Origin of the sequence: Liquorilactobacillus sicerae, from assembly GCF_029916425.1 — a bacterium.
Lineage (GTDB): Bacteria > Bacillota > Bacilli > Lactobacillales > Lactobacillaceae > Liquorilactobacillus > Liquorilactobacillus sicerae.
Genome location: NZ_JAHAVQ010000374.1, coordinates 1 through 328, shown reverse-complemented (window position 1 = coordinate 328; position 328 = coordinate 1). Strand labels below are relative to the sequence as shown.

Genomic DNA, 328 nt, shown 5'->3' with positions numbered 1-328 from the left:
TCCAGATCTGCCGAATCACCAGTCACTGTCTGCGCTGCAATTGCTGTCTGATCTGGTGTATACCCCTTTAGTTCGGGGCTAGTCACTGCGCCAAATGTTTGATCTGCTGACCATGCCCCATATGTCTTCTCACCAGTGACTGCATCTGTGGACACTGTCCGTGTAAACTCAACTGGCGTTGCCACATAGTCATCGGCTGCCTTGCTACCATCTTTATAGATATAATGGATGGTTTCATTCACAGTCTTCGTTTCGGTAGTGACTGTCGGTGCATTCTTAGTATACACAACCGTGAAATTCAAGTCGTTTGAATTATTATCGACATTTT

Annotated in this window: 1 protein-coding gene; it reads right to left on the bottom strand. The window is 45.7% G+C overall.

Annotation, left to right across the window (positions count from 1 at the left end):
• Positions 1-328: mucin-binding protein (locus KH893_RS12890; RefSeq protein ID WP_427860476.1), on the bottom strand; the 328-nt coding region annotated here is incomplete at both ends.